Origin of the sequence: Pseudomonas sp. GD04158 (assembly GCF_029834875.1) — a bacterium.
GTDB lineage: Bacteria > Pseudomonadota > Gammaproteobacteria > Pseudomonadales > Pseudomonadaceae > Aquipseudomonas > Aquipseudomonas hydrolytica.
The window spans coordinates 1-2,327 of sequence record NZ_JAODYT010000157.1; the positions used below are offsets into that span (position 1 = coordinate 1).

General features: G+C 60.7%; 1 protein-coding gene. It reads left to right on the forward strand.

Annotated features, from left to right (window positions below; genetic code table 11):
• Nucleotides 1–224: 224 nt before the first annotated feature.
• Nucleotides 225–2,327, forward strand: a 2,103-nt coding sequence (locus N7333_RS24225; RefSeq protein ID WP_279859505.1) for a DUF4114 domain-containing protein, incomplete at its 3' end; no start/stop codon positions are given.

A 2,327-nucleotide genomic window follows, 5' to 3' on the forward strand; every position in this document is an offset into this window, starting at 1 on the left:
ACAACCTGGTGCTGGATTTCTCCGGCGTATTGATTGCCACTGACGGTGATGGCGACCCGATTGCCGGTGGCTTCCAGGCTGGTAGCTTCGTAATCGATGTGGAAGACGATGTCCCGGTGCTGAAACCCGTCGATCCACAGCGCCCGGCCCTTGGCGGAACGGTCCATGAGGACCTGCTTTCCCTGCCGCATACAGGTAATCCCGACAACGGAGGCCAGACGCTGGTGGTCAGTACCGCTGGCGGTGCAGGCAACCTGTCGTCGCTGGTCTCCTTCGGCGCTGACGGCCCTGGTGCCTTCGGTTTGGTCGAAAGCAGCGTGGCCGAGGGGCTGCTGGATGCCCAGGGACTGACGTCCGGTGGCGAGGGGCTGGTTTACGAAATGGTGCCAACCATCGTCGACGGCAAGCTGGTCAGTTCCACCTTGACCGCCGTATCGGCGGAAAGCCTGGGTAGCTACCCGGTGTTCACCCTGACAGTCAATGCCGACGGCAGCTTCCACTTCGAGCTGCAGGGGCCCATCGATCATCCGGTGAAAGATGGTGACGACGACGAGTTGTGGTCCAACGGCGGCGTGTTCGGCATTGATTTCACCCAGTTGATCACCGCGACCGATGGGGATGGCGATCCCTTGCAAATGCCTGTCGATGCAGGCGGTCTGTTCGTCATCAATGTGCAGGACGACGTGCCCGAGCTGGTGGATGGTGCCAACGGCCACAGCCTGACCCTGACCTACAAGGGTGGCGACGCTTCCTACTTCAACAGCTATGGCTACTACATCAAGGGCCCGGATGGCATACCGCTCAGTGGTCAGATCGTATGGGGCAATACCACCAATCTCAGCGGCGGCGATTCGATCACGCTTCATGGGTTGGACCCGAGCCAGGTTGGCTTCTTCATCATTCCCAATGGTGGCTTTAACGCAGTCGCTAACGGTACCGCGGTAACCTTCCAGCAAGTGGATGGGCAGTGGAAAGCTTTTGCTGGTGCCACGCCGCTCAATGGTGCTGGTGGGGCTCATACGCTGTTCGACAATCCGGCGCTCAATCCCAGCAGCAAGTCCCATGTTCAGGACAACGCCGCGCCAGGCAATCAGAACTGGGAAGACGTCAACAACGGAGACAGTGACAACGACTATAACGACGTCAATATTCAGGCCACCTGGAGCGGCAAGCTTGGCGGCACGGTGCATGAAGACAAGTTGCAGACTCCCAATCAGGGCAATCAGGAGAGTGGTCAGACCCTGGTGGTCAGCACGGCCAACGGCGCCGGCACCCTGGCGTCGCTTGTAGCCTTTGGTGCTGACGGCCCCGGTGTCTTCAAATTGGTCGAAACCGATGCTGCGATCGCCCTGCTGAGCCCGCAGGGGTTGAAGTCCGGTGGCGAGGCGCTGAGCTATGTCGTCAGCGAGCAGATGGTCGATGGTCAACCGGCCAGTGTGCTCGTCGCCACGGCTGCGGGGGGCTACCCGGTGTTCGAGCTGACGGTGTACGCCAACGGCGCCTTCAAGTTCGAGTTGAAGGGGCCCATCGACCACCCGCTGGCCGATGGCAATGACAGCGAGCTGTGGTCGTCGAATGGCTACTTCGGCATCGATTTCACCCAGTTGCTGAAAATCACCGACGGCGATGGCGACCCGCTATTGCTCCCCAAAGGCCTTGGCGGTCTGTTCGTGATCAATATCGAGGACGATGTGCCGACGCTTGGCGTGGATGCGCTGGCTGACGCTGCACGTCTGCTCAAGGTCGCGCTGGATGAGACGGTGGGCGACCAGGATCGCTATGCCGCCAATGATTCCGATGACGGCTATGTCAATGACGACGCGGCCAATGCCCTGGCCCAGGTCCAGACCAATGTGCTCGGCGGGTTGGTGTCTCTGTTCTCGATCAGCGGCAGCTACGGCGCGGATGGGGAAGGCACGACGGTCGGCAGCATGAGCTTCGTCGGTGTTCCCCAGGGTGGGCTGCTCACCAATCTGCAGGCTACCGATGGTGGAGCCATCAAGCTGGTTCCCGCAGGCAGCGATACGCTGAATGGCATCGATACCCAGGGGCATACCGTCTTTACCATCAAGATCGTCAATGTAGGCGGCGGGGAGCTGCAGCTGCAGACAACCCTGTTCGAAGCCATTCGTCACGGCGACAACGATGGCCGTTTCGACGAGTCGATCGATCTGCTGATCACCGCTGGCGGCCCGCTACAACTGCTTTACCAGGTGACTCGCACGGATGCTGATGGCGACCCGGTCACCGCCTCGGGACGTGTCACCCTGGCCGATGGCAACAGCTCGGTATTCAGTTTCGACGACGACGGCCCACAGCAGACCGTC